The organism is Nonomuraea sp. NPDC059023 (assembly GCF_042740095.1).
Classification (GTDB): domain Bacteria; phylum Actinomycetota; class Actinomycetes; order Streptosporangiales; family Streptosporangiaceae; genus Nonomuraea.
On record NZ_JBHYIO010000014.1, the window covers coordinates 40395 to 61983 of the forward strand.

The following is a 21589-nucleotide window of genomic DNA, read 5'->3' on the forward strand; positions in this document are numbered from 1 at the left end:
CCTTTTTGTTCGTCCGCTTTTCCAGTGTAGATTTTCTGGCCGCCCGGAAATTAATTCAGCGTTCGGCGATGACGCGGATGTTGATGGCCGTGGGTGACCCGTCGGCGAGTTTCACCGTCTCGAATGACGGGCGAAACGACAGGGAGTAGCCGCGCGAGCCGACGAATCCGCAGGCGATGGCCAGGGCCTTGACGCTCTGATTCACCGCGCCCGCTCCGATGGCTCGCAGCCAGACGCGTTTGCCGTCGTAGACGGCGTGGCTGATGGTGGCGGCCAGGGAGGAAGAGCTGGTGGTCGAGGCGACGCGCAGCAGCACCTCGTTGTCGTCGGGCAGGCTCATATAGGGCTCCTGAAAGGGAAATGCTCCGTGTTGGAAATCTTCCTTCCAGGGTAGATTCGGCCGTTTTTCTTTTGTTAATACGAAGTCGCCCCACACGGATTGTTCCGGGCGGGGCGACTGGTATCTCATCGGTCAGGCGGCTTGCCGTTCGGTGAGGAGTGTGAGCTTTCTCAGCACTCTTTCCTGGGCGGGATTGGTGGTGCCCACGACGGCCAGGTGGGCGAGCCGGGCACACAGGTAGGCATCGGCGAGATTGTGGTTCTTGGTCACGAACCCGTGCTGCGCTGCGGCCGTGATCATGTCGTCTTTGCTGGCGTTGCCCCTGCCTGTGGCGAACTGCTTGAGCTGGGGCGGCGGGACGATCGTCGGGTAGCGGATCGGGTCGGGCAGGGCCTCGGCCAAGGCCAGCTTGACGGTGGCGCCGAGTTCGCCGGCCTGCTCGCGGCCGAAGCGGGACTCATACGCGTAGCCCTCCATGACCACGTGCTCGATGCGGTCGCGGTAGGGCGACAGTTCCTTCCACAGCCAGTGGTAGATCTCCAGCAGCCGCATCACGCCGCTGCCGTGCTTCTTGGCGGGCCAGGCGCCGGTGATGGCTTTGACGATGCCGGTGTCCGGGCCGAGGACGATCAGCCCGAAGCCGGTGTAGGACTGGTCCAGCCCGACGAACAGCGGCTCGGGTTCGGGCATGCCGGGCAGGGCGAGCTGCATCACGCCCCCTCCCCTGCCGGGCGGGCGAACTGCTCCGTGACCTCGCCCCACTCGATCTCGCCGTTGACGTTGCCGAATGCCTGGTAGATGGTCGGCCGGACGGTGTGGCTGTACGGGGGCCGGCCGTAGTCGGCGGTGATGGCGCAGTTCAGGGCGCGGCGGGAGGCGTACAGTCGGCCGCCTATGGCGAAGATGTCGGTGATGGTGGGCGCGCTCATCAGCGGGTTCTCCGGATGGTCAGGCGGTGGATGAGCATGTCGGCCTGGGCGATCAGGTCCGCGATGGTGCTGGAGTTGGTGATGCGCCAGTCGAACAGCGGCTCGGGCAGTCCGGCGTCGCTGATGTGGTCGTTGACCGGGCCGATGCCGGGCCGTTCGACCTTGACCAGGGTGGCGCCGTACAGGTCGCGCAGCAGGGCGGCCTCGTTGGTCATGCGCACGTCGGAGAAGACCACGCGGTCGGCGCTCTCGGCCCGGCGGAACGCCTCGTCGATCCAGGTGCGCGCTCCCAGGACCTGGCGCACGCTCATGCCGGTCGACTGGAGCAGCTCGCGCACCGGGGGGTAGATCTGCTTGGCCTCGTCCCAGCCGAACCGGTCGACCAGCTCGCGCAACCGTACGGGGTGGCCGTCCTCGAACAGGGCGACGGGATTCTGCTCAGCCAGCAGCTCACGCACGGGGTCGGCGAAGGCCACCTTGCGGAAGTCGTAGTTTCGGACGAGGGCGTCGGCAAAGGTGTCCTTGCCTGACTGGGCGAAGCCGTGCAGGCCGATGATCAGCTTCACTGGCGCTCCTCCAGCTCGCGCAGGGAGGCCAGGGCGAGGTCGATGGTGGCGTCGGCGTGGCCCATGGCGTGCCCGAACCGGTAGGTGGCAAACAGCGCGGCGGCTGCGATGACCGCGATGAGGATCTCGGTCATCGGCGGGCCTTCCATCGCAGGTAGGCGTTCATGACGATGACGGAGATGGGGGCGAGCAGGCCAGCGATCACGGCGACGATGACGCCGAAGATCAGGCCGTGCAGGAGGGTGTCGAGGTAGCTGTTCACGCCTGCTCCTTCAGCGTGATGTCTTGGACGGAGTTCGGGGCGAGGGTACGGAGCTCGGCCAGCAGGCGCTCGGCGAGCCGACGGATCTCGCGGTTGGCCGTGAGGTCGAGTCGCTTGCTCAGCAGGTCGCGCCAGCCGCGGAGGTTCGCCGAGGCGACCAGGTCGGTGCTGGTGTTCAGGGGCAGCACCTGGGCGGCTGCCTCGCGGGCTTCCTTGATCTTGTAGCCGGAGGCGATCAGGTACTTGTAGAGCCAGTCGTAGTGGTCGCTCGCGTTTCGCCAGGATTCCTGGAGGACCCGGCGGATCATGGGGTTCTCCTGCTCGGCCAGGGTGGGGTGGAGGGTGTAGTCCCGGGGCGGGCAGTAGCGCAGCGACTCGACGGAGAATCCGGCGTGCCGGTGGCGGGTGAGTTCGCCGAGCAGGTGCCGGGACACGCCCTCGATGAGGAAGGCCGCGTGGGTGTGCTCCAGGACGCTGTGGTGGCCCTGCTCGAGGATGTTGGCCAGGTAGTCGGTGTTGCGGCGGGTGGCCGGGTTGGGTTTGTGCCAGCTCTGGTAGCAGATGCGTCCGGCGTACTCGGCGATCAGGTCCGCGTCGGTGTCACGCTCGTCGGGGTGGGCGACCCGGACGAGCACTTCGTTGCTGGCCCTACTTGAGCTCAGCAGGGTGACTCGCATGGTGGTTTCTCCTGGTGGTTGGTGGTGGATGTCTCGGCCGGTGGCTCAGCCGCTGGTGACGGATCGGCCGCAAACGGGTTGGGCGCGGCGCTGTTAGGTCGTCCACCGGGCTGCTCGGCTGTCGCGGTCAGATCGGGCGGTGCGGCGGGTGAGCTCGCGCGAGAGGAACGAGCTCAGCCGGTCGGCGTTCTCGTAGCCGATCTGGTGTTGCTTGCGGGTGGCGTAGGCGTCCAGGCAGTGGTTTTGAGCGTCGACCACGTCCTGGTCAGAGGCGGCCTCGGCCTTGGCTGCCGTCACGGTCTTGGACAGCTTGCCGATCACGGCCTGGGCGCGGCGGATCTCCAGGATGCTGTCGGAGTACTTCTCGGCGATCTGGGCCTTGGCCAGTAGCCCGGCGTAGTACCCGACCCACTGGGTCATCTCGCCGAACAGGCGCATCAGGTCCCGGTCGTCGAGCTCGGTCACGTCGTTCGGGACGGCCGGTGGCATCTCGGCCGGGCGGTCGGGTGCGTGCAACTCGGCGTACGCCCGTTCCTGCCGGGCCTGGATCCTCGCCTCGGCCTTGGCCGTGGCCAGGCTCCGGCTGCGGGATACCGTCCTCAACCTTCCAGCACTCCTTCACCCAGGCACAGCTTGCGCAGGGCTTCTTGTCGGGTTCGTGGTGCGCGCGGTCGGGCAGCGGCCCGCCGGCTATGGCGTCGCGGATGGCGTCTGCTTTGGCCAGCAGGGGCTCGATGATGCGCGGCGATGGCTTGATCTCGAAGCTGCGGGTCTGCTGGTTGGCTTTGAACTCGTAGATGAAGATCATCGACTTGACCGGGATTCCCGTCAGGGCGGCCAGGTGCAGGTAGATGTTGGCCTGCCGGACGTGGGGCGCCAGGGGGCGTTTGATGGCCGCCCAGATGCCGTCCAGGTCGAGCAGCTTCTTGCCCGCGGCGGTCGGGTGGGTGTGCTCGCGCACCAGCTCGGGCACGTCCAGGCGCAGGGTGCCCTTGCCGATGGACTTGATCTCGATGAAGGACTCCCCCACCCAGCCGTCGGCGTGCCCGGCGATCAGGTGCTCCTTCTCCCCGTCCAGGGGGACCTCGCCGTAGACCAGGCCGACGACGCTGTCGCACTTGGGGCAGGAGATGGGGTCCTCGCCGAAGTCGACGCCCTTGCGTTGGCAGGTCAGGCAGTCCCAGCGGCCTTTCAGGCGGCCCATCTGCCGGATCCAGCTCTGCCACTTGGCGTGCAGGCTGTGCCCCTCCTCGAAGATGGACAGCAAGCCGAGGCCGTGCTTGTCCGCGGTGACGGGGGTGCCCTGGCGTACGTCGCGGATGCGGTAGAAGGTCTGGCGGGGGCACCATTCGGCCGAGGCCATCTCGCTGGGGTGGATGATGTCCTGGCGCCGGTCGGAGGGGGCGTCGGCCTTGGCGATGAGGTGGGCTTGGATGTCGCCGAGCAGGCCGCCTTCCTTCTTGGTGGCGCCCAGATCGGCCAGGCGGCCGGTCAGTTTCAGGCCAGCAGGGGGCTTTCCTCCGCTTCGAGGTCGGCGCTTTCCTGCTGGGTTGGCGGGTGCCACGTCCACTCCCACGGGGTTGTTCGGGTCTTGGGGTTCTTCAGGTGGGCCTTGCGCTCCCAGCGCAGTGCGCGCCGGTCGTGTGGGGGCAGGCCGCCCCAGATGCCGATGGACTCGTTGTTGATGCAGGCGAACTCCAGGCATTGCTGGCGCATGGGGCAGACGAGGCCGTCGGCTTCGCCGTTGCAGACGGCCAGGGCGTCGCTGTACTGGGCGGGGTCGAACCAGGGGTCGCGCCGGGGGTTGGGCCGAAATGGCAGGCACTTGGCGGCCCGGGTGGGGTTACCGCTGGCGCTCCAGTCGGGGGCGCGGGTGCGGGGCTTGAGGACCACTACGCGACCGCCTCCAGGTCGGCCAGGTAGTCCTCGCGTGCCATCACCACCCAGGTCCGGCCGCCCATTTCGATCTCGAAGAGCATTGCCCGGCCGTCGAGCAGGGCGTGTGTTTCGGCGGCCAGGAGTTCGTCGAGCTTGAGCGTGTAGGACCGTTTGCTGGTGGTCTTGCACTCGATGGACTTGGTGGCGGTGCGCACGTCGTTCTTGCGGAAGGGCTGGTTGCCGGATCCGGCGTTGACGCTCCCGCCGTACACGGCCGCGGTGCGCTGTTCCTGCTGACGGGATGCCTTGTGCCGGTTCACCACCACACCGCCAGGGCGACCAGGCCGCAGGCCAGCAGGATCAGCAGCGCCGCCCCTGCCGCGGCCATCCAAAAGCAGCCGTCCTCGATGCGGCGGTCGCGCTTATGCACCACGGTCGGCCTTCTTCCTGACGCGCTCGCCGAGCTCGATGATCAGGTCGCCGAACAGCAGGCAGAGCAGGATGCCGCCGAGGATGAGGCCGATGTCCTGGCCGGTCATGATGCCTCCGTGGTGATCAGGTCCCGGTCGGGTTTGGCGGAGGCGGCGAGGATGCCGGCGCGCAGACTCTCTTGGAGGTCGCTTTCGGCGCGCAGGTCCTGGAGGAGGGCGTCCTTGCCTTGCCAGCGGCGCTCGCCGATGGAGTAGTAGGCACCCGCCCGCTTGATCAGGTCGTACAGGACGCCGTAGGTGAGCAGTTCCTTGGCGCTGTCGTAGTCGCCGCGCAGGAAGCCGAGGTTGGGGGCGTCGCGGAAGTACACGTCCAGGGAGGCGACCTGGCCGGGGCTGGCGGCCTTGTTCTTCAGGGTGCGCAGCTTGACGGTCTGGCCGACTCGGGTCTTGCCTTTGCCGTGGCGGGCCTCGTCGATGACCTCATCGCGCTTGACCTCCAGGCGGACGTAGTAGAAGTAGTTCTTCGCCTTGCCGCCGGGGGTCGTCTGGGGGGTGCCGTGCGGGGAGAACTGGCCGATCGCGTCCCGGTACTGGTTGATGATCAGCCCGAACATGGGCCGCTCGGTGCCGTCCAGGGCGCGCTTGGAGGCGGCGCCCATCTTGCGGAAGAACTTGCCCACCAAGCGGGCTCCGACGGCGACGACGGCGTCCTCCATCGTCTTGTCGGCCTCTTCGCCGGGGATCAGGGCGGGGTAGGAGTCGAGCACGATCAGGTCGATGCTCTTGGAGGCGGCGAACGACAGCATCGTCTCGAAGGCCAGCTCCATGTCCTGGGTGGGCATCACGATCACGCGGTCGGTGTCGACGCCGAGGGCGTGGGCCTGGTCGACGTCGAAGTGCTCGGCGGCGATCCACAGGGTGGTGAACTTGGGGTCGCGCTGCTGGTTGGCGGCGACCGTCTTGAGGGCGATGAAGGTCTTGCCCTGGCTCTCCTTGCCGATCACTTCCGCCCACTGGTTGGCGGGCCATCCCCCGCCGAGGATCACATCCAGGCCGATCGAGCCGGAGGTGTAGCGGGCCGGGACCGACATCTCCGAGCCGGTGACGAGGGCGCCCTCGCCGTGCTTCTTGTTGATCTGGGCGATGAGGCTGCGGGCCTCGATGGGCAGGGAGGCGTGACTGGTCACTGGGCTCCCCTGCTGACCAGCCCGGCTGTCGGTTGTGAATGTGACCCCGGCAATTCATTCTCCGAATTCTCGCAAATAAGTAAAGGCCGTACGCGGGAACGCTATGCGAATCCCGGATACGGCCTCAACCAATGTATTAACTAAGGTGCCACGATTGTTTTCGGAGTTGCTAGGCCAATTTCCCGCCTGCGATTAGAGCGTGTCACAGGCTCCGGAAACACAGGCGAATTCGCGAGCGCCTTCGGTGTGGTCTTCGGTTTCGTAGAAGACGAGATCGGCCCAGCGGATGGACGGCATAGCGGCCTTGGCGGCGGCCAGCCCTTCGGCGGTGATGGGCTGGTAGGGCGCCTGCTGGTAGACGTGGTCGGAGTGCGGCAGGAAGGAGACGCCGGTGATGTCGTCCAGGTAGTCCCACACCCATGCGCCGACGTCCGGCCACTCGTGGTCGCGGACGCTGACGGTGACGCTGGGGGTGTGCTCGCACCAGTGGCGCTTGTAGGTCAGCCAGAGCTCCAGGTGCTCCAAGGCGGTGAGGTCCTCGCGGGTGACCGCGTCGGCCGGGACGTCGATGGGGAAGGAGAAGACCAGGCCGGTGTCCGGCTGGGCCAAGTCGCTCTCGCAGGGCACCCCGGCGTCGAGCATGAGCTGGGCGAGCGGGTCCTTGGTGTCGGCGCGGACGGTGCGGATGTAGCCGGTCGGCGCGTACCAGGGGTGCAGGGCGGAGGAGACGCCGGCGAGCTGGGAGCTGTTGCCCTCGGGCTTGACGCAGGTGATGGCGGCGGCCGGGTTGATGCCGAGCTCGGCCGCCAGGTGCTCGTTGGTCTGGCGGGCGGCTGCCCGCAAGCTGTCCAGCAGGTCGGCCAGGTCCGGGCCCTGCTCGCGCAGCAGCTCGTTGCCGAAGATTCCGTTGAGGGAGACGCCCAGGAGCCGCTCGGCCTCGCAGTTGGCCCGCCAGTCGGCGCGCAGGTAGGGGAAGTTGACCAGGGTGCTCTGCCAGGTGCCGAGGATGGCGGCGAGCTCGACCTTGCGCCGCAGGCGGGAGGCGTCGTCGCCAGGCCGGGCCACCACCGAGGACAGGTTGCAGAACTCATGCGGCCTGAGGAGGATCTCCATGCAGGGGTTTCCGCCGTAGGCGGTGTGGGCGTCCCGGCGGCCCCAGCGCGATGCCTGGCGTCGGGCGGCGCTGCGGTTGAAGATGCCGCGCTCGCCCGAGCCGCTGGCTACCAGGTCGGCCCACTCGCGGTCGAAGTCGGCCTTGGAGATCGGCTCGGCGTACACCGCGGAGTTGTTCGCGAACGCTCGTTGGCCCGCGGCGTTCCACCACTCCCCCGACTTGGCCAGGGCCATCGGCCGGTCGGCGAGGTCGGACAGGGAGATCAGGGCGCTGCGCCGAACGCCGCCCGCCTGGACGACGGATGCGATCTTGCAGACCAGGTCGTGGACTTCCAGCGCGGTGAGCTTGCGTCCCTGGGCCGTGCTGAGCAAGTTGACGGTGTAGGAGAACAGCTCATTCAACGGTTCGGGGCCGCTGGCCCTGCCGCCGAAGGTGCGCAGCCGTGCGCCCTTGGGCCGGACGGCCGACAGGTTCCAGGTGGGGATCACGCCGTCGCGCCACATGAGGGTCAGCAAGGTCTCGAAGCTGGTCGCCCAGCCGAGCTTGTTGTCCGGGACGACGATCTCTACCCCGTCCATCGTGCGGTGCAGCGGGGGGACGGCGGGGAGCTGGTTGATCTCGGCATGCTCGCAGGAGAACCCCACTCCGGTGCCGTGCATGAGGATGAACAGCACTTCGGCGAACGCCTTGATGTCGTTGATCGGCAGGTAGGCGCAGTTGTAGGCGCCGATCGACGACTCGTGCAGGGCGGGTCCGGCGGTCATGAGGGCCCGCATGCTGGGGAAGACCTGGTGCTCGCGGATCGCTTCGCGGATCTCCAGGAGCAGGTCGCTGTCGGGGACGTAGCCGTGGCTGCGCTTGAGGTGGCCGGTCATGAAGGTCAGGTAGCGGTCGACGGTCTCGCCCCAGGTCTCTCGCCTGCGCTCCTCCTCCAGCCAGCGGGAGTAGCGCGACAGGGCGATGTAGTTGCGGAAGGGATCCTTGAGGGAGCCGTCGGGGTTGAGGATGGTCAAGAGGGATGTCCTTAGCAGGGGTTTCGCAATCGGCGGCAGGTCGGCCTAGACGCGGCCGATGATCTGCCGGGGGTTGAAGTTGCTGGTGCCGTCGTGGACCTGACGGGCGGGGGTGGCCGGCTGCCCCGGGGTGGTCGCCCCGCCTGCGCCGCTGCCGGTCTGGACGACGGGATAGCCGCAGTCGAAGCAGCGCATCGCGGCCTGGGAGCCGGGTGGGCGCATGTAGTTGCCGCTGGCGCAGTCCGGGCAGGTGTCGGTGAGCCTGGCGGACTTGGCTGCGGCCGGGGCCTGATAGTCCTGCGCGAGCGCGGGCTGCTCGAGCGGCGGGGGTGGCGGGGCTGCGGGGGTGGGGTCCCACCACGGCCGGGCTGCGCTGGCGGCCGGGGGCGAGGCGGGGGTGTTCGCCTGCGGCGGCTGCTGGCCTTGTGCGGCGGCCAGCTTGCGGGCCCAGAAGTTATTCACGGCCGTTCCTTTCCGGGAAGGTAATTACTCCTGTGTCGAGGAGATTGGCGATGATGACCAACGCGCCGACCCGGATGACTTCGCCATATTGTGTCGCCAGCGCCTCGCGGATTTCTGCTGGGACTTCTTCGGCCGTGTCACCCAGGATAGTGGCAATCAGGATTTCGGCAGAGAGCGTAGATAGTGCGGTGACGTCTTTCAGGAGGGGCGCGACGCGAAATAGCCGCCGCTTGGATTCGAGGTACATTTCCGGCGCGGCGTCGGGGCTGGGGGGCACCATGCCGAGCTGGCGCATGACCTTCTCGGTCTTGCGGGAGGGCACCAGGTCCCACACCAGGCGGTGCTTGAGCAGGGGCGTCCAGTCCAGGCCGTCCAGGGGGTTGTCGTGGCTCACTTGGCCTCCGACCAGCGCTGGACGATCGAGGTGTCGACGGTGAGCGGGACCGACAGCAGGCGCTGGATGCCCTCGCCGAGCATGGCCTGGCGCATCGCGGCCTCGACCAGCGGCGCCTGGTGGGTGGGGGTGTGGATGACGAGCTCGTCGTGGACGGTGAGGATCAGGTGCGCGGGCTCAGGCAGGGCCCGCAGCCGGGGGCCGAGGCGGTTGATCGACAGTTTGATCAGGTCCGCGCTCGATCCCTGGATCTTGGAGTTGAAGGTCTGGCGCTCGGCCTTGGCGCGGCGGCCGTCGTCGGCACTGCGCAGGTCGGGCAGGCGGCGGTAGCGGCCGAGGATGGTCCGCACGTGCGGGGTGGGTTCGGCTCGCCGGGCCTGGCTGATGCACTCGGCACGGTACTGGTAGATCTCGGGGAACTGGGCCGCGTGCGTCTTCATGTGGGCGCGGGCCTGCTTCTCGGTGATCCCGGCCATGTCGGCGACGGTGGCGGGTCCGGCCATGTAGATGATGGCGAAGTTGAGGCCCTTGGCGACCTGGCGCATGTCCTTGGCGACGTCGTCGGGGGCGACGCCGAACACCATGGCGGCGGTCATGGTGTGGGGGTCGATCCCGGCGTGGAAGCCCTCGAACAGGGCTCCCTGGCCGATGAAGTGGGCGGTCAGGACGAGTTCGATCTGGCCTTGGTCGCCGACGACCAGGGACCAGCCGTCATCGGCGCGGAAGGCGCCGCGGATGCGCTTGCCGTCGGCGGTGCGCACGGGGATGTTCTGGAGGTTCGGGCCGGAGCTGGAGAAGCGGCCGGTGGCGGTGCCGGACTGGTTGAAGCTGCCGTACACGCGGCCGTCGAAGACGATGCCGGGCTTGGTGTCGGTGCCGACCAGGCCGTCCACGTAGGTGGTCTTGAGTTTGACGTCCTTTTGGTAGTCCAGGAGGCGGGCCACGAGCGGGACGCGGGCGTGCGGCTTGAGGGCGTCGGCGTCGGTGGAGTAGTCGTAGATGGTGACTGGCTGTCGGGCGCGTTCCTTCTTCTTGCCTCCCGGGGTGAGCGCGCTGGGCTTGAGGCCGAGGCCGCCCTCGCTCTTGGGCAGGTAGAGGATCTCGGCCTTCTGCTTGGGGCTGTTGAGGTTGAACCGGCGACCGGCGGTGGCGTAGATGTCGCCCTCGATGGCGACGATGCGGCCGGCGAGCTCGGCGCCGAAGGTGGTCAGGACGTCGGCTTCGAGGGGTGCGCCGTGGTGGGCGGCATCCAGCAGCTCGGTGATGAGGGTGTGCTCGAGGTCGCGCAGGTCGCCGATGCCGAGCTGGTCGATGAGTTCGGCGAAGCGGTGGTAGAGGAGCCAGGTGTACTTGGCGTCCATGTAGGCGTAGCGGGCGACCTTGTGGAAGGGGTGCTGCTCGACGCACTTGCCGACGTTCTCTTTGTCGTAGTCGACCTGGTAGAGCTCCTTGGCCAGGGCCTTGAGGCCGTTCTGGCGGTTTTCGTCCAGCAGGTGGCCCATGACGCGGGTGTCGGCGTAGGGCGGGGGGACGATGCGCTCGCCGTTGTACTTGGCGATGGAGATGCCGTCGAACACGAAGTTGTGGGCGATCTTGGTTCGGTCGGAGTCGAACAGTGGCCAGCATTTCTCCCAGACCTGGGAGGGGCGAAGCTGGGCGGGTGGGGCTTCCCAGACGGGGACCTTGTCGCGGCGGATCCTGCCGTTGGCCAGCAGCCGCGGCTGGGTGTCGTAGCGCTCGATGCGGTTGCCGATGGGGTGGCCCATGGGGATCGACACGGCCATGCCGTGGGTGGCCATGGACAGCCAGATGACCTTGTTCTGTGCGGGGATGAGCCGGTTGTCGCCGGTCGTCTCGGTGTCGAAGGCGAAGGCGTCGTGGCGGGAGAAGTGGCCGATGACGTGGTCGAGGTGCTCGGGGGTGAGCACCACGGTGGAGCTGGTGCGCATGGGCGTGGTGGGCCCTTCGGTGGTTGGCCGGTGAGGTGGCGCAGGCCGCCGCCCCGGTGTGAGCCCTGGGACGGCGGCCTGCCGCTTGCTGGGGTTGGTAGCCCCTGGTGTTTGGTGGGTTAGGTGAGCTCGTCCACGAGCTCTTCGAGGTCTTCGCGGCTGTCGGTCTTGGTGTAGTTCTCGAAGCCGTGGACGGCCTCGCGCAGCTCGGCCAGGTCCTCCTCGGCGAGGGGGGTGACGGCCCATTCGGCGACGAGGTCGCGTTCCTTGATGGGGACCAGGTTGTATTCGGTCTTGGTGCCCTTGCCTGAGCGGGAGACCGACCAGTAGAGGTCGTCGCGGTCGATGGGGCTGGTCTTGGTGTTCTGGGACAGGGTGCGGATCTTCTCGGCCAGCCGTACGCCGCAGGCCCAGATCTTCATCTCCGGTTCGCCCACGTCGTTGCCGTTGCTGTCGCGGTAGGGCATCTCGATGACGTTGAACAGGACCTGGGTGCGGGGGCTGTCACCGAGCTGCTCGCACAGGGGGCAGTCTTCTGCGTGGCAGACGAAGCCCTTCTTGCCCTGGGCTTGTTCCAGCCAGTGCCAGGCGAAGACGGCGAACGGCTCGGTCTGGGCGAACTTGAAGACGATCTCGTCGGAGCCGACCTTGAAGGTGTCGGCGAAGCCGGCTGATGCCTTGGCCTGGTTGCGCAGGGCGTCCCAGCCGCCGGAGGCTCCGGCGCTCGTGCGGCCTGCCGGACGGCGGGAGTCGGTGCGGCCCGCGGGCCGGGAGGCGGGGTGTCGGCGCTGGCTGGCTTCCTTCTCCTCGGGCTCGGTGGTCTGCTCGGTGGTGGTGCGGCGCTTGAGAGCGCGGGCCATGTGGGGGTGCCCTTTCGTTAGTGGATGTTCTGGGTGTTCTGCTCGGCCAGGACGTGGACGTAGGACTCGTTCTCGGCGGTCAGGCTGGTGGCTCGCGCGATGTCGGCGGCCAAGGTCTGCTGCACCTGCTCGCGTGCGGTGATCAGGAGGTCGCCGAGCTCGACGTTGTCGGCGTCGGGGAAGTCGGTGTCGAAGACGGTGGCCGAGGCGGTGTATTCGATCCACTCGTAGGCGCCCATGTTGACGTGGTGGCGCTGGGTGTAGGTGACCTGCATGTCAGGCGGAGACCTTCCGGGAGCGGGCCTGGTGTTCGCGGAACATGGCCAGGACGCGCTCGGTGAAGCGGGTGTGCTTGATCGGCCGGGAGTGGGGTTCGAGGATTCCCTCGTCCTGGGCGATCTGGCGGATTTCCAAGACCTGGGCGCGGGTGTAGAGGCGCCGGGAGCCGCGGGTGTCCTTGCCAGTGAAGCGGTACTGGGGGTGGGGCAGGATGCCTTCGCGCTCCCACTTGCGGATGGTGACGGCCTTGCGGCCCAGGACGTCGGCGAGTTGGCCGACGGTGAAGAAGTCGGTGTCGATGCCGCGGACCTTGTAGACGCGCGGCTTCTTGCCCTCCAGCGGGTCGTCGAGCTCGGCGGGCCGCTGCCAGGAGGCGGGGATGGGGGTTTCGCTTCCCGCGGGCGGTAGGTGTGCGGCGGGTCGTGCGGGTGTGGTGCGGGGTGCGCCCGGGCGGCTGGAGTCGGTGCGGTTGCCGGGTCGGGTGGGCTGGCGCGCTCCCGGGCGGGTGGTGCTCATCACGGGGGGCTCAGATTCCCTTCAGGGCGTAGGTGATGGTCGTGTCGATGAGGGAGTCGAGCTCGTCGGTGGTCAGGACGTCTTCTTGCTGGAGCGCGTAGAGCTCGTCTTGGTCCAAGACCTCGATGACCTCGTGGCGGAAGACGCGTTTTTCGACGTCAGGCCCTTTGGAGCGTGCCAATGTGCGGGCGCGCTCCTCGTTGACGGTCATGGAGACACGTTTCTCGCGGACGAAGCCGGAGTAGGTTCTGTCGCCCTCGTACGGCTGGTCGAGGGTGATCGTCATGTGCCCCTTGGCGTCTTCGTCGCCGTGGTGGGCGGCCAGGTCGAGCAGGTCGGCCCGGAGCGCCTTGACACGGTTGTCGATCTGAGCGGCCTGCTCGCGCAGGGTGGCCCACTGGCGGAAGAGCCGCTCGGCCCGCTGGGGGGCGTGGTCGGGGGTGGCGGGTTCGGCTGGGGCGGTTCGTGTCACCCTGCGCACGATGTCTCACCTCGATGAATATGTCGGGGTTGGATAGGGAAGACCCTAACCAGACATCTTGGCCGTCCACAACGTTACTACCCAATAATTGTCAAATAATCTTTGACAGCGCTACTTTAATTACTGCTTTCGCTCATGCTTGCGCGAGGGTAGGCCAGCCCGCTGACGAGGGCTTTCGGCTCCGGCTGCCAGCACCTCCCCCAGGTGTGAGGTGAGGGAGGTCACGTCGTTGTCGATCCGGCCCTGATGGTCGGCACCGCGCCCGTCCACGGCCGCCTCGCCCACGCGGCCCTTGAGCGCCAGGCGCTCGTACTCGCGCACTTCGATGCTGGCGGCGGTGATCAGCCGGAGCACGCACACCCTGCTATGCCGGGAGGAGGCGCGGACATGGCGCGCGGTGATCTGCCGGTACTGGCCCGCCGAGCGGGGCGGGTCGAGCAGGATCAGGTGGCTTGCCGCGGGCAGGTCGACGCCGTAGGCGCCCGCGTGGCTCATGGCGAAGATCCGCACGCTGGGGTCGGACTGGAACTTGGCGACGGCCGCCTGCTTCTCCCCCGGCGTCATCTCGCCGTAGTAGGTGACCAGTTCCACGTCGGGAAACATCTCCTGGACGATGTTTAGCATTCCTGTAAAGCGGGAAACGAGGATGGCTTTCGCTTCTGGATTCGTCAGCAGGTCGCGCATCTCCTGCCGCAGGGCGGCCATCTTGGCGCCCTCGTGCATGCCGTCGACCGCGCCGGAGGCGACCAGGTCGAAGCAGTATTTGCTGCCGGGCAGGACCTTGGGGGCTCCGGGCCGGGCCCGCAGGTGTTCGGCCTTGGCGTAGTTGGCCGCGCTGGCGCGCACGAGGTCGGGCTGGACCAGCAGCATCTGCGCGGCGGTGTGCACGGCCATGACCCGACCGGCGGGCGTGTTCTCCTCCCGGCCTGCGTAGTAGGCGCTGGGATCCCATTCCGCTGTGGGCCCGAGCTGCTCCAGCTCGGCCAGCAGGTCGGCTGAGATCTGCTGGTAGACGGCTGCGGTGGCGGGCTCCATCCCGATCATTCGGGTGCGTTCTTCCACGGCGGGCATGTACGGCGCGACGTCGGGGTCGGTGGTGCGCTTGCGGACCAGGGCCGGTGCGATCTTGGCGTGCAAGGTCTTCATGTTGCGGTAGCCCTTGACGTTGCCCCAGGTGTCGCGCCGGATGTAGGCGCGGTCGTAGGCGACGAAGTCGCCCAGGACGTCGGGGTCGACCCACTCCATGATCGAGAACAGCTCTTCGAGCCGGTTGTCGACCGGCGTGCCGGTCAGTGCGAGCCGGTAGGGCGCGGTGAGCCTCTTGATCGCCTTGGACCGCTTGGCCTTGAACGATTTGATCGCGGTCGCCTCATCCAGCACCACCAGGTCGAAACCCAGCCGGCGAAGGGTGCGCAGGTCGGCCACGACGGTGTCGTAGGAGGCGATGACGTAGTCGGGCCGCTGGTGTTCCATCCGCGCCCAGGCTGCCTGCCGTACGGCCGGGCTGCCGTCGATCACCGTGCAGTAACGCTCCTCCGGGACGACGATCGGTTCACCCGCCACGACCAGTTCGCTGTCGGCGACGTCGGTGAAGCGGGCGATGGAGGCGGCCCACTGGAGTTTGAGCCCGGACGGGACGACGATCAGCGCGGAGGTGATGTCGCCTCGGCCGAGCAGTTCCTCGGCCACTGCGATGGCCGTGACGGTCTTGCCGAGGCCCATCTCGAAGGCCAGCAGCAGCGAGCCGCGTTCAGTGAACCTCTCGACGGCCTGGTCTTGGTAGGAGTGCAGCGTGATGGTGAGCACAACCAACGGCAAGAGCCCGTCCCAACAGCGGCTATTCCGCTGGGACGGGCTCGTGGGCGGGAGTTGCTAGCCTGCGCGCAGCCAGCGCGAGAGCAGGCCGGGGGCGGCCAGGTCGACCATGGTGCGCAGTTCGGTGTCGGTCAGGTCGCCCGGGTCCAGGCCCGTGGTGTCCTCGCGGTCGACGAGGTTGGCGTAGTCGACGAAGAGTGTGGACAGCCCGCTCCCCCGGGCGGCCTGCCACAGCTTGCGCGAGTAGATCAGGCCCGCCTCGTCGTGGTCGGGGAAGTCGATCAGGGTGTCGGTGACCTGGCGGATCAGCCGGAGCTGCTCAGCCGACACCGACGCGCCGTAGGTGGCCACCGCGCCGGGCACTCCGGCGGCCAGCAGCCGTGGCGCATCCAGCGGGGATTCCACCCGGACGACGGGCTGGCCGGGCTTCACGGTGTTCAGCCCGAAGACGGCGGTGGACTTCTTGAGGTACTTGGGCCGGTTGCGGAAGAGTCGGCGGTTCTTCTCCTGCCAGCCCAGCAGGGTGCCGTGCTCGTCGCGCACGGGCGTGATCCACAGCTCTTCGCGCGGGCACCAGAGCACGCCGTAGGCGGCGCACGCCTGCGCGGTCAGTCCCCGGCTTCGTAGGGCCTGCGGGGGCGGGGTGGTGTAGATGGCCAGGGCCGCTTCGGTGATCAGCTCGCTGGTGTCGACGGGCGGGGGCGGCTTGGTGGCCAGGAGCCGCTCGGCTCGGGCGATGGTGCCCCGGGCGCGGATCCAGGCGACGGCGTCGGTGCGGTCGATGCGCAGGACGTAGGCGACCAGGTCGGCGAAGCGGCCCCGGAACCCGCACGAGAAGCAGTTCATGAAGCCGCTCTCGACGTTGACCGCGAAGCTCGGGTTGCGGTCTTCGCGGCCGGTGTATTCCAGGTGGGCCGGGCAGCGGCAGGTGGCCTCGCCGGAGTCGTCGATGCGGATGATCTCCAGGCCGAGCGCCTCCAGGGCGGAGATCACGTCGCCGGGGACGACGTCGGCGAAGGCGTCGAAGCCGGAGGCGATCTTAGGCCGCGACACCGTAGCCTCCTTCATCCCAGCCCGAGCCCGTGGGGTCGTCGATCTCCTCGAAGAGGGCGCGCTCCCAGTCCCAGGCGTAGTGGACGCGCATCGGGGAGGCGGTGCGGGCCAGCACGATGCTGATGACGTTGATGTTGTGCTCGTCGGTTCGTTCGACTGCCAGGACGGCGTCGCTGTCTTGGACGAAGCTGGAGCTGTAGCCGATGGAGTAGCTGGTCACCTTCTTGCCGTTCATCTTGCTCTCCAGCGCCTGGGTAGCGATGACGATGGGCAGGTTGAGCTGCTGGGCCATCCGTTTGAGGCCGCGGGTGATGTTGGTCAGCGCCTGCGGGGATCCGGCCGCCTCTCCCTGCTCGTCCTGCATCATGTAGACGCCGTCGACGAAGACGATGTGCGGCCGGATCTTCTCGATTTTGGCGCGCAGGCCAGTGAGGGTCATGACGGACTGGGAGTCGGCCGACAGGTGGAAGCTCGGCATGGACTCCATGGAGTGGACTGAGCGCTCCAGCTTCTTCCACTCGGCCGGGGACAGGGTGCCGTTGCGGAGCTTGGAGTGCGGGATCCCGGCGCGGAAGGCGTCCAGTCGCTGCTCTTGTTCGAGGTTGGACATCTCGAAGCCGATGAACAGCGGGCTGTATCCGGCGTCGTTGGCGGCCTTGGCCATGAGCAGGGTGGCGGTGGACTTTCCCGCCTTCGGAGGGCCGACGAAGGTGATGAGCTGGCCTCCCTCGAACCCGCCGAGTGCCTGGTCGATGGCGCCGAACCCGCTGGGGATGCCGCGTAGGCGTCCGTCCAGTTCGGCCAGTTCGCGGTAGCGCTGGATGCGCTGCTCGCCGTTGGTGGTCAGGTCGACGTCGTGCAGGGTCGGGCCCTCGCGCATGATCTGTGCCAGCACGGTGGCAATGGCGGCCGTGGCGCCGGTGACGTCGCGCCGGGTGTGCTTGAGCACGGCGTTGGTCAGGCCGGTTTCCAGTACGACCAGGTGCCGGTGCTCGCGCATCTTGTCCAGCAGGTAGGGCAGGTCTTCGTCGGCCTTGATCAGCTTGTAGGTGGGGTGGTCGGCCTTGACCGCTGCCAGGGAGGGGACGGTGCCGTAGGTCTGCTTGTGGCTGGTGATGGCGTCCCAGACCTGGGCGGATTCGGGGTCACGGAACCAGGCGCGGGTGATCCCGGCGTGAGCGAGGGGCCCGAGATCGCCCAGTTCGATCACGCGCGAGATCAGCGAGCGCTCGATGTCCATCAAAAGCGTCCCATCTGGAGCAGGTTGTCGGTGGTGATCAGGCGCCCGCGTGAGCCGTACAGCAGGGCGTGGTGGGGGTTGGTGGTGTAGACGGCCGCCACGTACGGCATGGACGCGAGCCGGCGGGCCAGCACGCGCGGCTGGTAGGCCCACACCCGGGAGGCGGGCACCTGCTCGGCGTCCAGCCGTTCCTCCAACGCGGCAGCGAAGTCCGGGCCCTGGGTGGTGATGACCTCCAGGGTCTGGTGCAGACGCCAGGACAGGTCCCACATGACCTTGACGACCAGGTCGTCGAGGTCCCACTCGAGGGCCAGGCCGTGCCATTGACCCAGGGTGCGCTTGACGGCGGCCAGCCCCTTTCGGGCAGGTGGGTGGCCGATCAGGTTCTCGAACTCGATCAGCAGCCGCGGGGTGGTCTGGTTGCTGATGTCACCGCCTTGCACGGGCGGCCTCCTTGCGCAGGTCGGCGCCGCCCAGCAGGACTTCGTCGAAGGTCTCGTGGGCGAAGGAGGCCATGGAGGGGTTGTAGGACTCGCCCCAGGCAGCCAGGCGCAGGTTGGTGGTGGCGATGGTGGGCAAGGCCCGGCGGAAGCGCATGCGCAGAAGGCGGTCGACCTCGTCGATAGCGGCGTTGCTGACGGTGCGGTGCTCCTTGCCGACGTCGTCGAAGACCAGCAGCGGTGTCGTCTCAGCCTTGTGGACCATGCGTTCGATGGCCCACCACAGGTCGATGGCCTCCTGCACGCCCCGGTCAGCCTGAGCCTTGATGGCGTGCTGCTTGGCCAGGGCCTTCATGTAATCGGCGACGGCGACGAACATGATCCCGGCGTTGTGGCGCACGGCCGCCTCGGTAGCCGTGATGCAGGCCAGCGTGGTCTTGCCCATCCCGGGGGGGCCGATGAGGGCCAGCCCGCGCCCCAGGAGGCTTCTGGAGGCGTTTTGAGCCTCACTGCTCACTCTTGCCTCAAATGTGTCGAGAAAGGCTTCTACGGACGATCTGGCGGCGTGTGCGTGGTTGTTGTAGGGGTTCCAGTCGGTGAGCCGCAGTCCGCGGTACAGGGCCGGGATTCCTGCGAGGTTGGCGCGGCGCGCGACGGCGTCGGCGGTGAGGGCGGGGGTCACAGGCTCGTCCACTCGTCGGGGTTGAACGGTTGGTCGTCGGTGAGGCCGGAGGACCAGTCCTCGGGCCGGAACTGCTGGGCTGCCTGGGCGTTTCGGGCGCGGGTGATGTGCTGCCACAGCAGGGCCCGCTTGGCGAGGAAGTCGGTCCACGGGACGGCGGAGTCCGAGCGGTAGCCGGGCACCGTGGCGTAGGCGGCGATCATGTCCCGGATCTGGTCGGGGGCCGCGCCTTGCCGCATCCACCGGTTGAAGGCACCGGCGAGCGCGGTTTGGTTGGCCTGGTCGATGTAGACCGGAAATCCGCCGTTGAGGTTGCCTGCCATCGCCCGGGCGAAGTGGGCGGCCAGGCCGAGGCCGGTGTCGGGTCCGGGCGCCCGGCGGGCGCGCTGCTGGCGCAGGGGTCGTGGCTCCCGGACCCCGGCGGCGACAGCCGGGTCGTGCTCGTCGTCCAGCTCCATCTGCTGGTGGCGCATCTTCGGCGTCGTGGCGGCCCGCCGAGCCGCAGGCGCGGCGTATGAATCTAGAGACGAAGTCTCTAGATGAATAGGGTTTTTAGTCTTGGGTCCAGATTCCGGACGAGTTGGTACCGGCTGGGGCTGCGATGTATCAACTGGTCCAGATTCCGGACGAGTTGATACATCGACTCCTCGGAAGGGCGGGGCGGGGCAGTTCTCCTCCCAGAAGTCGGGCGTGGTGATCCGCCGCACGACCGACAGGTAGCCGCGGGCCTCGCCCGGCCAGTGGTCCTCGGCTACCTCCTGGAGGATCCCCCGGTCGGCGAGGTTGGCCAGGGCGGCGTAGACGGTCGAGCGCGAGGCGCGGACCTCCCGGCACAGCGACTCGACGCCGAGCCAGGTCATGCGGTGGTCGGCCCCGGCGGAGTTGGCCAGCCGGAGCAGGACGAGGAGTTCGGTTCCCTTCACCGCCGCAGGTGCTTTCTGCCACACCTCAGCAACGATTTCGATGGCCAATTGAGTTACTTTCCTTGCCGAAATTCCTGAATTACGGAGCGCGTGGGGTAGCGTTTATGTTTACGGAAGTCCGGTTCCCTTCCCGGCTCCTTCCTCGCAGATGATTTGCCTGTCTGCGAGTGCGTGGTGGTTAAGGGCCCCCAGCCCCGTCCTCTGTGTGGCGGCTTATTGCTGGGGGCCCTTCGCGTTTTAGTCCTGGTCGAAGTCGCTGAGGAACGCCTCGTATTCGGCGCGGGTCATCTCGCGCTTGGTCTCGCCCTTGCGGGGGCGTCCGCGCCCGGCCAGGCGAATGGTCTGCTTGTCCTCGTCTATGAGGACGGTGACCTGATCTGCGGCGGTGTCGCGGGCCTTGCCTCGCGCCTTGGCGGGCGGCTGTGGATCCTGGCTCGGGGCCGCCTGGGTGTTGAGTTCCTCGTTCAGGCGCTGGAAGTGGTGGCGTACGGCACGGGTGAGCGGGGCGAGGTGGACCGGTTCCATGCGGCGGGCGGCGTTGGCGTGGTCCTGTTGGGTGAGGTGCTCGATCGTGAAGGCGAGGGTGGTGAGCAGGTCGGGGACGTCAGCGGGCCGGGGCGCGGGGGCGGGTGGGATGGCCTGCGCCTCATCTGCCGGGGCGGCCTCCTCCTCGGCTGGCGCCGCTCCCTGGTCGGGGCGGGGTGACGGGCTCGGTTCCTGGAGCGTCAGTTCCTGCTCGATCTGCTCCAGTTCGGCAGGCTCGCCGGACGGGGGCGCGGCGTCGTCGTCGACGTCGTCGGGGTGCTCCTCCTCCGAGTCCTCGACTGGAGGGTCATCGGTGTAGGCCAGGTCGTCCAGTCCGGCGGTGAGGTCCTTGACGGGGATTCCCGCAGCCACGGCCTGGTCGAACAGCGTGCCGGTGTCCTCGTCCGGGGCCTCGTCGGACTCGCCCCAGGCCAGCACGAGCACGGCCTCCTTGCCGTCCCGCTGGGCATCGGCCAGCGTCTGGATGAGGTCGTCGGCGACATGCATGGTCTCTTCGGAGCGGGCGCAGGAGGCCAGGACGAGCTTGCCTCGGCGGCCCGGCTTCGGGGCGGCCAGCGCGGTGTAGGACACCTCGGATGCCTCGGCCCACTCCGCGACGTCCACGACGGCCTTGCTGGTCAGCGCAAGATCGGCGGGCAGGTAGAGCGCGACCTCGCGCTCGGGGTCGTCTTCCAGCCAGTCGGTGAGCAGGTCCCAGGTGTTGTCGGTGCTGGATTCGCCTGCTCCTGCGACGGCGAAGACGAGGGGCTTGGTGGTGGTCACGCAGATCCTCACATATTTGAAAGCGGGAGATGAGTCTCAGCTTTACGTAAAGTGGGGGCTTGCGACAACTTACGTACCAACTCGCGGGGGAAGATTCTCAGCGCGGCAGGTCGGGCACCCGGGAGGCGCGGCCCCTCCCCCGAGACGCTCGTTTGCGCAGCTCAATCAGCATTTCTGCCAGCGACTGCGCGGAGGTTTCGGGGCGGCTGGACACCCGGGTGACGACGGCCGCCAGCGCCGCGGCGGCCAGGGCGTGCGTGAGCTGGGGCAGAGCGAACGGCAGCCCGTAGCAGGCGCCGATCACCAGCAGCGGCTGGAGGGCGGCGGGCACCGGCACGACGGCGCGGACGACCTGGTAGGCCATCCACGCCGCCAGACCGGTCAGGACGACGCTGATCACGCCGCCAGATCCACCTTGTCCCGGACGAGGACCGACTGCACGGCGTCGGTGGCGCCGGTCGGCTTCCAGATCGCCTCGTGCACGGACTGCGCGGCGATGAAGGCGCCGACGGCCACGAGCAGGGCCGTGCGCCAGTCGAAGACGTCACCGGCGCCGGCCGCCTGCTCCCAGGCGACGATGAAGCCGTCGAGGGCCGACAGGGCGGCCAGCAGCAGGCCCTTGACCGCGCCGGACCACGACGCCTTGGTTACCAGGCCGACCAGCAGGGATAGGAACGGCCCGATCACAAGGCCGAGCACGAGGGCGGTATCGAAACCAGCCATTTCTCTAACTCCTCCGGAGAGTTATGAATTCGCCGGAGAAATTCCGGCACTCTACGACGGTATTGAT

At 67.9% G+C, this 21589-nt stretch carries 29 protein-coding genes; all 29 read right to left on the bottom strand.

Translation table 11 applies throughout. The annotated features are described in order from the left end of the window. Positions 1–55 precede the first annotated feature (55 nt). Positions 56–340, bottom strand: a complete 285-nt coding sequence (locus ACFWYW_RS23975; protein ID WP_157247845.1) for a stage V sporulation protein S — start codon at positions 338–340, stop codon at positions 56–58. Between the two features lie 132 nt (positions 341–472). Further along, entirely contained in the window at positions 473–1054 is a 582-nt protein-coding gene (locus ACFWYW_RS23980; protein ID WP_379620797.1) for a hypothetical protein, read from the bottom strand. Then, complete coding sequence (locus ACFWYW_RS23985; RefSeq protein ID WP_379620799.1) at positions 1051–1269, bottom strand: hypothetical protein; 219 nt, start codon at positions 1267–1269, stop codon at positions 1051–1053. The genes ACFWYW_RS23980 and ACFWYW_RS23985 overlap by 4 nt, the downstream gene beginning before the upstream one ends. Next, the gene (locus ACFWYW_RS23990) at positions 1269–1835 is read right to left on the bottom strand and encodes a hypothetical protein (RefSeq protein ID WP_379620801.1); all 567 of its coding nucleotides are present in this window, start codon (positions 1833–1835) and stop codon (positions 1269–1271) included. The genes ACFWYW_RS23985 and ACFWYW_RS23990 overlap by 1 nt, the downstream gene beginning before the upstream one ends. Then, positions 1832–1969, bottom strand: a complete 138-nt coding sequence (locus ACFWYW_RS23995; RefSeq protein WP_157247841.1) for a hypothetical protein — start codon at positions 1967–1969, stop codon at positions 1832–1834. Before ACFWYW_RS23995 ends, ACFWYW_RS23990 begins: the two co-directional genes overlap by 4 nt. Next, on the bottom strand, positions 1966–2097 hold the full coding sequence (locus ACFWYW_RS24000) for a hypothetical protein (protein WP_379620803.1): 132 nt from the start codon (positions 2095–2097) through the stop codon (positions 1966–1968). The genes ACFWYW_RS23995 and ACFWYW_RS24000 overlap by 4 nt, the downstream gene beginning before the upstream one ends. Then, on the bottom strand, positions 2094–2774 hold the full coding sequence (gene thyX / locus ACFWYW_RS24005) for an FAD-dependent thymidylate synthase (RefSeq protein WP_379620805.1): 681 nt from the start codon (positions 2772–2774) through the stop codon (positions 2094–2096). Before thyX ends, ACFWYW_RS24000 begins: the two co-directional genes overlap by 4 nt. Before the next feature lie 93 nt (positions 2775–2867). Further along, positions 2868–3071: a hypothetical protein gene (locus ACFWYW_RS24010; protein WP_157247839.1), complete on the bottom strand. Its 204-nt coding sequence runs from the start codon at positions 3069–3071 to the stop codon at positions 2868–2870. Then, complete coding sequence (locus tag ACFWYW_RS24015; RefSeq protein ID WP_379620807.1) at positions 3040–4338, bottom strand: hypothetical protein; 1299 nt, start codon at positions 4336–4338, stop codon at positions 3040–3042. The genes ACFWYW_RS24010 and ACFWYW_RS24015 overlap by 32 nt, the downstream gene beginning before the upstream one ends. Next, complete coding sequence (locus ACFWYW_RS24020; protein WP_157247837.1) at positions 4272–4667, bottom strand: WhiB family transcriptional regulator; 396 nt, start codon at positions 4665–4667, stop codon at positions 4272–4274. Before ACFWYW_RS24020 ends, ACFWYW_RS24015 begins: the two co-directional genes overlap by 67 nt. Continuing rightward, positions 4667–4972 (bottom strand): hypothetical protein, encoded by a 306-nt coding sequence (locus ACFWYW_RS24025; RefSeq protein WP_157247836.1) that lies wholly within the window; start codon positions 4970–4972, stop codon positions 4667–4669. Before ACFWYW_RS24025 ends, ACFWYW_RS24020 begins: the two co-directional genes overlap by 1 nt. 215 nt (positions 4973–5187) lie before the next feature. After that, positions 5188–6270, bottom strand: coding sequence for a hypothetical protein (locus ACFWYW_RS24030; protein ID WP_379620810.1), 1083 nt, complete (start codon positions 6268–6270; stop codon positions 5188–5190). A 192-nt stretch (positions 6271–6462) separates the two neighbouring features. Further along, positions 6463–8397 carry a hypothetical protein gene (locus ACFWYW_RS24035; protein ID WP_379620812.1) on the bottom strand — a complete coding sequence of 645 codons (1935 nt, stop codon included), beginning with the start codon at positions 8395–8397 and terminating at the stop codon, positions 6463–6465. Between the two features lie 45 nt (positions 8398–8442). Next, positions 8443–8859: a hypothetical protein gene (locus ACFWYW_RS24040; protein ID WP_379620814.1), complete on the bottom strand. Its 417-nt coding sequence runs from the start codon at positions 8857–8859 to the stop codon at positions 8443–8445. Next, positions 8852–9253 carry a hypothetical protein gene (locus ACFWYW_RS24045; protein WP_379620816.1) on the bottom strand — a complete coding sequence of 134 codons (402 nt, stop codon included), beginning with the start codon at positions 9251–9253 and terminating at the stop codon, positions 8852–8854. Before ACFWYW_RS24045 ends, ACFWYW_RS24040 begins: the two co-directional genes overlap by 8 nt. Then, a complete protein-coding gene (locus ACFWYW_RS24050) occupies positions 9250–11202 on the bottom strand; it encodes a DNA polymerase (protein ID WP_379620818.1) in 1953 nt (650 codons plus the stop codon). The genes ACFWYW_RS24045 and ACFWYW_RS24050 overlap by 4 nt, the downstream gene beginning before the upstream one ends. Before the next feature lie 119 nt (positions 11203–11321). Next, a complete protein-coding gene (locus tag ACFWYW_RS24055; RefSeq protein WP_379620820.1) occupies positions 11322–12062 on the bottom strand; it encodes a hypothetical protein in 741 nt (246 codons plus the stop codon). Positions 12063–12079: 17 nt separating this feature from the next. Further along, entirely contained in the window at positions 12080–12337 is a 258-nt protein-coding gene (locus ACFWYW_RS24060) for a hypothetical protein (RefSeq protein WP_379620822.1), read from the bottom strand. A 1-nt stretch (position 12338) separates the two neighbouring features. Continuing rightward, positions 12339–12857, bottom strand: coding sequence for a MerR family transcriptional regulator (locus ACFWYW_RS24065; protein ID WP_379620824.1), 519 nt, complete (start codon positions 12855–12857; stop codon positions 12339–12341). 10 nt (positions 12858–12867) lie between these two features. After that, the gene (locus tag ACFWYW_RS24070; RefSeq protein WP_157247828.1) at positions 12868–13329 is read right to left on the bottom strand and encodes a hypothetical protein; all 462 of its coding nucleotides are present in this window, start codon (positions 13327–13329) and stop codon (positions 12868–12870) included. Between the two features lie 129 nt (positions 13330–13458). Further along, a complete protein-coding gene (locus ACFWYW_RS24075; protein ID WP_379620826.1) occupies positions 13459–15156 on the bottom strand; it encodes a DEAD/DEAH box helicase in 1698 nt (565 codons plus the stop codon). A 54-nt stretch (positions 15157–15210) separates the two neighbouring features. Then, a complete protein-coding gene (locus ACFWYW_RS24080; protein ID WP_379620828.1) occupies positions 15211–16206 on the bottom strand; it encodes a toprim domain-containing protein in 996 nt (331 codons plus the stop codon). Further along, on the bottom strand, positions 16193–17446 hold the full coding sequence (locus ACFWYW_RS24085; protein WP_379620830.1) for a DnaB-like helicase C-terminal domain-containing protein: 1254 nt from the start codon (positions 17444–17446) through the stop codon (positions 16193–16195). Before ACFWYW_RS24085 ends, ACFWYW_RS24080 begins: the two co-directional genes overlap by 14 nt. Further along, complete coding sequence (locus ACFWYW_RS24090; RefSeq protein ID WP_379620832.1) at positions 17446–17889, bottom strand: hypothetical protein; 444 nt, start codon at positions 17887–17889, stop codon at positions 17446–17448. The genes ACFWYW_RS24085 and ACFWYW_RS24090 overlap by 1 nt, the downstream gene beginning before the upstream one ends. Further along, entirely contained in the window at positions 17876–18568 is a 693-nt protein-coding gene (locus tag ACFWYW_RS24095) for an ATP-binding protein (protein WP_379641068.1), read from the bottom strand. The genes ACFWYW_RS24090 and ACFWYW_RS24095 overlap by 14 nt, the downstream gene beginning before the upstream one ends. After that, positions 18565–19491, bottom strand: coding sequence for a helix-turn-helix domain-containing protein (locus ACFWYW_RS24100; protein WP_379620836.1), 927 nt, complete (start codon positions 19489–19491; stop codon positions 18565–18567). The genes ACFWYW_RS24095 and ACFWYW_RS24100 overlap by 4 nt, the downstream gene beginning before the upstream one ends. Positions 19492–19728: 237 nt before the next feature. Next, on the bottom strand, positions 19729–20799 hold the full coding sequence (locus tag ACFWYW_RS24105; protein WP_379620838.1) for a hypothetical protein: 1071 nt from the start codon (positions 20797–20799) through the stop codon (positions 19729–19731). Positions 20800–20896: 97 nt separating this feature from the next. Further along, positions 20897–21199 carry a hypothetical protein gene (locus ACFWYW_RS24110; RefSeq protein ID WP_379620840.1) on the bottom strand — a complete coding sequence of 101 codons (303 nt, stop codon included), beginning with the start codon at positions 21197–21199 and terminating at the stop codon, positions 20897–20899. Then, positions 21196–21522: a hypothetical protein gene (locus ACFWYW_RS24115; RefSeq protein WP_379620842.1), complete on the bottom strand. Its 327-nt coding sequence runs from the start codon at positions 21520–21522 to the stop codon at positions 21196–21198. The genes ACFWYW_RS24110 and ACFWYW_RS24115 overlap by 4 nt, the downstream gene beginning before the upstream one ends. Between the last annotated feature and the right edge of the window lie 67 nt (positions 21523–21589).

What these genes read in the sequence shown, in the direction of transcription:
- ACFWYW_RS23975 (WP_157247845.1), bottom strand. Translation starts at nt 340, where the DNA reads ATGAGCCTGCCCGACGACAACGAGGTGCTGCTGCGCGTCGCCTCGACC.
- ACFWYW_RS23985 (WP_379620799.1), bottom strand. Translation starts at nt 1,269, where the DNA reads ATGAGCGCGCCCACCATCACCGACATCTTCGCCATAGGCGGCCGACTG.
- ACFWYW_RS23995 (WP_157247841.1), bottom strand. Translation starts at nt 1,969, where the DNA reads ATGACCGAGATCCTCATCGCGGTCATCGCAGCCGCCGCGCTGTTTGCC.
- thyX (WP_379620805.1), bottom strand. Translation starts at nt 2,774, where the DNA reads ATGCGAGTCACCCTGCTGAGCTCAAGTAGGGCCAGCAACGAAGTGCTC.
- ACFWYW_RS24050 (WP_379620818.1), bottom strand. Translation starts at nt 11,202, where the DNA reads ATGCGCACCAGCTCCACCGTGGTGCTCACCCCCGAGCACCTCGACCAC.
- ACFWYW_RS24055 (WP_379620820.1), bottom strand. Translation starts at nt 12,062, where the DNA reads ATGGCCCGCGCTCTCAAGCGCCGCACCACCACCGAGCAGACCACCGAG.
- ACFWYW_RS24060 (WP_379620822.1), bottom strand. Translation starts at nt 12,337, where the DNA reads ATGCAGGTCACCTACACCCAGCGCCACCACGTCAACATGGGCGCCTAC.
- ACFWYW_RS24065 (WP_379620824.1), bottom strand. Translation starts at nt 12,857, where the DNA reads ATGAGCACCACCCGCCCGGGAGCGCGCCAGCCCACCCGACCCGGCAAC.
- ACFWYW_RS24085 (WP_379620830.1), bottom strand. Translation starts at nt 17,446, where the DNA reads ATGGACATCGAGCGCTCGCTGATCTCGCGCGTGATCGAACTGGGCGAT.
- ACFWYW_RS24115 (WP_379620842.1), bottom strand. Translation starts at nt 21,522, where the DNA reads ATGGCTGGTTTCGATACCGCCCTCGTGCTCGGCCTTGTGATCGGGCCG.